Raw genomic sequence first — 6,906 nt, 5'->3', positions numbered from 1 at the left:
CATGGAACAGAGGAAATCTTTGATGCGGAATCAGGAAGGCTTTACCCTGATTGAAATCATTGCCGTGCTGGTGCTGTTGGGGATTCTGGCGGCTGTGGCGGTGCCGAGGTATTTTGATATGCAAACTGAAGCCAAAGCCAAAGCCACTAAAGCACAAGTTGCTGAAATCAAATCGAACTTAAACATGGGATATGCAAAAGCTGTATTGAATGGCACTTCATCTATTACAGGTGCAACCGTATTAGATGAAGCAGGCTTTGGAACAGGCGGCACACTGACCATGGGAACATCCCCTGATCTTTGGGCCGTAACCTTAAGCTCAACCGACAATGCTGTGACCATCAAAATAACAGCGCGTGATGGTGATACTGCATACAATAATGGAGGTGGGGATGTATGGAATGTTCCGACTTCAAGTGCCGTAACTGCACCGCCAACACCGTAAACAAAAAGGGGTCATACCCCTTTTCTGCCCCTTCCCCTGCCCCCGCCTCCCCCGGCGGGGGTTTTTCTTTGCCTTTTCCACTCCTTTTCTGGCCTTTCCGCTACTTTTTCCTTCCAGCTAAAAGGGGTCAGACCCCTTTTCACACAAAAAGGGGTCTGACCCCTTTTCAACAAAAATTTACCTTTTCCGGAGTGAGAATATTCATGATCAGCCGGATCATGGTCTCCTTCTGCCTGGGATCGGACTCCGCCACCAGAAGGGTAAGGGCGGCAAGACCGGAATCATTGATAACGGCTTCTTTTCTGTGGTTGAACAGCCGGTGGTTGCGGTGCAGAAAATCCACGAAAAGAAAAGCCGCACTTCGCTTGTTACCATCCACAAAAGGATGGTTTTTCACCATGAAATAGAGAAGATGAGCAGCCTTGCTTTCTATGGTGGGGTAAGCCGGTTCGCCAAACACGGTCTGTGCCAGATTGCCAAGAATCCCCTGAAGGCCTTCCTCCCGTTCCAGTCCAAAAAGATTCGTTGCCTCACCGCGCTTCATCAAGGCCAGCTTCAGTTCCGCCAGCCCTGATCTCGCCTCCTTCACCGTTGGGAGATCACCTCCGGGCTGTCCGTCCGGAGTGGTCAGCAGGCCCTCATCATAGCGTTGCAGCCATAAAAAGGTCTGGGTATAGCGACTGATGATCTCCACCAGCCCTCTCCCTGTTCCATCCGGAATGGCAGGGGAACAGGCCGCCTTTCGGATCAGAAGCAGGGCCTGTTCCAGCTCGGCTGCATTTTGTTCAAAGCGGGCCTGGTGCAGGGAATAGCCCTTGATAAGATGCTGGCGCAGTATCTGGGTGGCCCATTGTCGAAAACGGGTACCCTGAACCGACTTGACCCGGTAACCAATAGAAATAATCACATCCAGATTATAAAATTTCACAGGCTTATCGGAACCAGCAATGTGCAAAATTTGCACATTGCTTTTTTCATCCAACTCTTCTTCAGCAAAAACATTACGCAAGTGCTTGGTAATGACTGAACGCTCACGCCCAAAGAGTACACTCATCTGATCCTGCCGCAACCAGACAGTTTCCGATTCGAGTCGGACATCCAGACGAATTCTGCCATCCTCCGTCTGATAGAGCACAACAGGGCTAATTGAAGTATTCATAGGCATCCCCACAAAAAGGGGTCAGACCCCTTTTCTCGCTCCGCTAAAAGGTGAGTCAAAAGGGATCAGCCCCCTTTCGACTTGACAGAACCTCCTTTACAGCCCTAATGCAAGACCATGAAAAAAAGCTCTGATTTTTAAAATCCCCTGTCCATCAAAAACGCAGAAGGAGATGCCTACCCCATGAAATCAAAATGCCAGATATGCAATTCAGACTATACAAGGGCAGGAATGTCAAAACACATTAAAAGCTGCCTGACCAGACATTTTGAAGCGTTCGATAAAAAAAATGCCAAACGTGTCTTTTACCTCCATGTCCATGCCACCTACAATCCGGAGTATTTTCTGCATCTCCTCGTGAAGGAAAATGCCCGCCTCGAAGATCTGGACTCTTTTCTCCGCATCATATGGCTTGAGTGCTGTGGCCATCTCAGCGCATTTACATACGACAGCTACGGAGAAGAGATTGACATGAAAAAGACCCTGGCCCAGATTTTTACGCCCGGACTGGCATTGTCCTACATTTATGATTTTGGGGACTCCACAGAACTCACCATCAAAAATGTTGAAATCTATAGCGGAGCCACTGCGGGAAATAAAAAAATACAGGTTGTATCCCGGAATATCCAGCCTTCAGTCACGTGCAATGAATGCGGCAAATATCCCGCAACCGTAATCTGTGCCGAATGCCAGTATGATGGCACGGGCTGGCTGTGTGCAAAATGTGCGAAAAAACATGAATGTGATGAGGACATGTTCCTCCCGGTTGTCAATTCTCCACGGGCAGGCGTTTGTGCATACATCGGAGACTAAAGCTAAAAGCAAGCTAAAAGGGGTCAGACCCCTTTTCTGCTCAGACTCCGAAGCACAAAACAATATGACAAATGGTTTTTCAACCTGAATGACTCCACAGTAAAAATAAGAGTTTTAGCCAGACTCAATCGCGTTGAAAACGGCAACTTCGGAGATTTCAGGCAAATCGGACCAGATCTCTTTGAGTTTCGTCTTTTCTTTGGTGCTGGTCTCAGAATTTATTATACCATCCAGGAAAGCAGGCTAATTCTCCTTCTTGCCGGTGGAGATAAATCCAGCCAGGAAAAAGATATTGAAAAGGCTACTGCACTTTTGAAAGAATTGGAGGATTGAACCATGAAAGTTAAAACAAAGCCTTTCGACATAGCCAAGCACCTGAATACACCGGAAGAGATCCGAGGCTTTCTGCAGGAAGTTGCCGCTACAGGTGACGAGTCCGACTTCATTCACGCCTTAAGTACTGCTGCCAGGGCCGCAGGCATGACTGAGGTCGCTAAAAAAGCTGGTGTCACACGCGCAAGTCTGTATAAATCCCTCAGCGAAGACGGCAATCCAAAGTTTATCACTGTCAGCAAAGTAGCCAAGGCCCTTGGGTGCAAAATAGCTGTTACTTAAGCCAAAAGGGTCTGACCCCTTTTTCTCCTTTTTCTACCACAACAGGACTACAGAAAAGGGTCAAAAAGGGGTCAGACCCCTTTTTCTCCTTTTTCTACCACAACAGGACTACAGAAAAGGGTCAAAAAGGGGTCAGACCCCTTTTTCTGCGCGTGGTTCCCACGGTGCTGTTCACCCGCAGGGAAAAATGGAAAAAGGCCGTGGCGCGGGAGCTGGAAAGCCGTCTGGGAGACCGGGTTTTTCTGCATTTTGAATATCAGCTTGTCCGGCTTTTTGACTATGAGGCCCAAGACCATTATGATGTTCCCAACCCTGTGGTGAAGATTCTTCTGCCGAAGATGCACTACAGGCCCGAAGAGCGCGGCAAGGTGATCCGCAAGGCATGGGTGGGGCTGTATCAGCTCACCTCCCTTGCCATGTTCGACAAGTACGTGGATTTCATTGATACCTACGCCGCCATCAGCGAGGATGAAAAGGAAGCACTTCTGAAGGAAATTACAGAAGAGGAGGATACGGTCATGCTGGCACAGCATATAAAGGAAAAAGGGATTCAGGAAGGTGTGATCCTGGGGCGCGAGGAAGGCGTGATTCTGGGACGTCAGGAGGGTGTGGTCATGGGGCGTCAGGAAGGCATCCGCGCCATGGTGATGAACGCCAGCAGACAGGGCCTGCCCGAAGACATGATTGCCCGCATTGCCGGTCTGGACGTGGCTTCCGTGAAAAAAATCCTGAACCATGAGAAGGTGGATATTCCGCTGGATAAGCTGGGGCTGGACAGCTAAAAGGGGTCAGACCCCTGGCATTCCAAACAAAAAGGGGTCTGACCCCTTTTCTGCTTTTTCTGTAAGGAGACAAAATGCCAAGACAACCCAGAATTCACATTCCGGGTGTTCCCCTGCACCTGATCCAACGCGGTGTTGCCCGCAACCCGGTCTTTTTTTCCGATGACGACTGCATGTATTACCTCGAATGGCTGGGCCACTATGCGATCAAAAGAGGGGTGGACATCCATGCCTACTGCCTGATGACCAACCATGTTCATCTGCTGGTTTCCACACCTTCAGCCCCCGCCCTGAGCGGCATGATGCAGGATCTTGGCCGCAGCTATGTCCCCTACATCAACCGCGTTTACGGGCGCAGCGGTGGCCTGTGGGAAGGCCGTTTCAAATCCTGCCTTGTGCAGACAGAAGAGTACTTTCTCTCCTGCATGCGCTATATAGAAATGAATCCCGTGCGTGCGGCCATGGTCGCCTCTCCGGGAGATTACCGATGGAGCAGCTACAAGGCCAATGCCCTGGGCCTGTCTGACCCGGTTCTGACCTTCCATGAAGAATATCTTCTGCTCGGTAAGACCCTTAAGAAGCGCCAGCAGGCCTACAGAGATCTTTTTGAAACCGAAACAGACAGCCAGACCATTGATCTGATCCGGATGGCAACCCAGCAGGGCGTGGTTGCAGGAGAGGGACCCTTCGTGGAGTTTCTTCAGGAACAGGCGGAAAAAAAACTGAACGTCAGGAAAAGAGGGAGACCTCAGAAACAAAAAGGGGTCTGACCCCTTTAAGGAGACACCATGCAAACATCCTGCACCCAATGCGGTGAGTGCTGTAAAAAAGGCGGACCCGCCCTCCATATTGAAGATAAATTCCTCGTCATGCAGGGAAAGCTCCCTGCCAGCGGGCTCTTTACCTTAAGAAAGGGCGAGATCGCCTTAGAGCCCATTGAAAACAAAAAAATCACGCTGGAAGAAGAGATCATCAAAATCCGACCCGACCGGGACAGGGATTGGGCCTGCATCCATCTTTCCGAAAACGGGGGAGCTTGTGACATCTACGAAACCCGGCCCGTGGAATGCCGCCTTCTCAAGTGCTGGGACACAAGAGCCCTTCTGGCCCGCTACCAGGAAGACCGACTGACCCGAAAGGATCTTTTCGGCGCTGTGGAAGGACTCTGGGATCTCATTGAAGACCACGAAAAACGCTGCGCCTATGCGCGCATTCAGACACTTGTGGCAGGCCTTGAAAACCAGGATCTCAGGGAGGAAAACACGGAAAAACTCGGTGAAATCATTCTCTACGACAAACATATCCGGGAGGTGATGAAAGAAAAAAAAACTGAGATGGGAAAACTCGAAGACCTCCTTTTCGGAAGGTCGCTCATGGAAACCCTGCCCCTCATGTTTGATCTGAAAATCGAAAAAAAAGAAGACAAATGGGTCATCAGACCCAAACGCCTTCTCGTATGAAGCATGAAAGGAGAAGGGGGGCCCTGAGCCCCCTTTCTCCTTTTACAAAAAAGACCCCATTGTTCAGGACACCCATGCAACCCACAGCGTCTGCGCCCGGCAGCCATGAAAACAACCTGAAACGCATCTTTCAGGTGACCATCATCGGCACCATCGTCAATGCCCTTCTCACCATCATCAAAATTTCTGCGGGAATGTATTTTGGCGTGCAGTCCGTGATTGCCGACGGCATTCACTCCATGACCGATCTTTTCACGGACACCCTGCTCCTCCTGGCTGTCCGGTTTTCCTGGAAACCACGGAGCCGAGCACGGCCCTTTGGAAACCGGAAAGTTGAAACCGTGATGGCGCTCATCATCGCTCTGGTACTGACCTCCACGGCCACGGGTCTCGCATGGAGCGTATTCCAGCCAAGGGAAGCTCTGAATACCCAGCTCATGCCCGTCTTCATCGTTTCCCTCCTTGCCGTGATCAGCAAGGAGCTACTCTATCGCTTCACCGTTGGAGAAGGAAAACGGCTGCGCAGCCCTGCGGTCATCGCCAATGGCATCAGCCACCGGGCCGATGCCATGACCTCCGCAGCCATCCTCATCTGCATCGCCCTGGGCATGGCCTTCGGAAACTTTCATATCTGGGATCGCATCGGCGTGGGCATTGTCTCCCTGCTCATCTACAGATCCGCCTGGAAGGTGGCCAGAGACGCAATTTTTGAACTCCTGGACTATGCCCCCTCGGTGGAAGTCATGAATGCGGTGGAGGCCCTCATTGAAAAGGATCCCGCTGTCACCTTCGTGCATCAGGTTCGCGTACGGTCTGTGGCCAGCAGACTGGACATCTCCTGCACCATTGAAATCAATGGCAGCCTCAGCGTTGCCGAAGGAGCAGCCATTGCCAGCCGCATTGAAAAATCCCTCATGGAAAACATGGAAGGCATTGCATCCGTAATGATCCGGGTCATGCCCTCGGGCACTTTCGCAGCCCGGATCATGGAACATGGTCTTGCCCACATTCATGAGGAAGAGCTGGTGTAAAGGCTTTTTCCCGTCAGGCCGCTTCCGGCGCTTTCACCTCAGCGCCGGACTTCGGACCAAAGGCAGGCAGAAAACATCCGGGCTTGCATTTCACCGAAAGACAGACCGCCTCCGGACATACGGCGCAGCGGGTGTAATCAAAAACCGGCAGATTGCCGTCCATGGAAACCGCCCCATGGGGGCAGGCCTTGGTACAGAGGCGGCAGCCGATGCACCCAAAGTCGCAGGCCTTTTTCGTTTCTCCGCCCTTTTCCGGATTCCGGCACAGCACCATGCTTTTTGCCGTTTCCGGAACCATGGAAATCACCCCCTTGGGGCAGGCTCTGACACAAAGACCACAGCCGATGCAGGCCAACGTGTCCACCTCCGCAATGCCCCTTTCATTGATGACAATGGCCTTTTCCGGACAGACGGACACACAGCTTCCCAACCCGAGGCAGCCCCACTTGCAGGCCTTGTCTCCTTCGGCCATCAGAGAAGCGGCCCTGCAGTCGGCAATGCCCTTATAGGTGAAAAGACTGCGGCAGCCTTCCACGTTCCCGCCGCCACAGGCCACAACGGCCTTGGCAGCCACCAGCTCTTCAGGCTCCTTGCCTGCGAT

The 6,906-nt window shown here is 51.7% G+C and carries 11 protein-coding genes; 8 read left to right on the top strand and 3 right to left on the bottom strand.

Annotated elements, in window-relative coordinates; genetic code table 11:
• A partial coding sequence (locus tag RBR60_RS15855) for a prepilin-type N-terminal cleavage/methylation domain-containing protein (protein WP_320358581.1) occupies window positions 1–445 on the top strand: 445 nt, incomplete at its 5' end.
• Window positions 446–611: 166 nt separating this feature from the next.
• Here the strand turns inward: RBR60_RS15855 and RBR60_RS15850 are convergent.
• Both RBR60_RS15850 and RBR60_RS15845 read right to left on the bottom strand, forming a co-directional pair.
• Window positions 612–1,604, bottom strand: a complete 993-nt coding sequence (locus tag RBR60_RS15850; protein WP_320358579.1) for a virulence protein RhuM/Fic/DOC family protein — start codon at window positions 1,602–1,604, stop codon at window positions 612–614.
• A gap of 234 nt (window positions 1,605–1,838) precedes the next feature.
• Complete coding sequence (locus RBR60_RS15845) at window positions 1,839–2,033, bottom strand: hypothetical protein (RefSeq protein ID WP_320358577.1); 195 nt, start codon at window positions 2,031–2,033, stop codon at window positions 1,839–1,841.
• A gap of 42 nt (window positions 2,034–2,075) precedes the next feature.
• Between RBR60_RS15845 and RBR60_RS15840 the strand changes: the two genes are divergently transcribed.
• The 7 genes from RBR60_RS15840 to RBR60_RS15810 all read left to right on the top strand — a co-directional run bounded on the left by RBR60_RS15840 (window position 2,076) and on the right by RBR60_RS15810 (window position 6,305).
• Complete coding sequence (locus RBR60_RS15840) at window positions 2,076–2,417, top strand: hypothetical protein (RefSeq protein WP_320358576.1); 342 nt, start codon at window positions 2,076–2,078, stop codon at window positions 2,415–2,417.
• A 36-nt stretch (window positions 2,418–2,453) separates the two neighbouring features.
• Complete coding sequence (locus RBR60_RS15835; protein WP_320358583.1) at window positions 2,454–2,750, top strand: type II toxin-antitoxin system RelE/ParE family toxin; 297 nt, start codon at window positions 2,454–2,456, stop codon at window positions 2,748–2,750.
• 3 nt (window positions 2,751–2,753) lie between these two features.
• A complete protein-coding gene (locus tag RBR60_RS15830; RefSeq protein WP_320358574.1) occupies window positions 2,754–3,032 on the top strand; it encodes an addiction module antidote protein in 279 nt (92 codons plus the stop codon).
• A gap of 164 nt (window positions 3,033–3,196) precedes the next feature.
• A complete protein-coding gene (locus tag RBR60_RS15825) occupies window positions 3,197–3,814 on the top strand; it encodes a hypothetical protein (protein WP_320358572.1) in 618 nt (205 codons plus the stop codon).
• A gap of 74 nt (window positions 3,815–3,888) precedes the next feature.
• Entirely contained in the window at window positions 3,889–4,584 is a 696-nt protein-coding gene (locus RBR60_RS15820; protein WP_320358570.1) for a transposase, read from the top strand.
• 18 nt (window positions 4,585–4,602) lie between these two features.
• The gene (locus RBR60_RS15815; RefSeq protein WP_320358567.1) at window positions 4,603–5,274 is read left to right on the top strand and encodes a YkgJ family cysteine cluster protein; all 672 of its coding nucleotides are present in this window, start codon (window positions 4,603–4,605) and stop codon (window positions 5,272–5,274) included.
• Window positions 5,275–5,348: 74 nt separating this feature from the next.
• Window positions 5,349–6,305 carry a cation diffusion facilitator family transporter gene (locus tag RBR60_RS15810; RefSeq protein WP_320358565.1) on the top strand — a complete coding sequence of 319 codons (957 nt, stop codon included), beginning with the start codon at window positions 5,349–5,351 and terminating at the stop codon, window positions 6,303–6,305.
• Between the two features lie 13 nt (window positions 6,306–6,318).
• On the opposite strand, the gene RBR60_RS15805 is transcribed toward RBR60_RS15810, so the two are convergent.
• On the bottom strand, window positions 6,319–6,906 hold a 588-nt coding region (locus tag RBR60_RS15805; RefSeq protein ID WP_320358563.1), incomplete at its 5' end, for a 4Fe-4S dicluster domain-containing protein.

Origin of the sequence: Desulfobotulus sp. (assembly GCF_034006065.1) — a bacterium.
Classification (GTDB): Bacteria; Desulfobacterota; Desulfobacteria; order Desulfobacterales; family ASO4-4; genus Desulfobotulus.
This window is presented reverse-complemented; position numbering and strand designations above follow the sequence as displayed.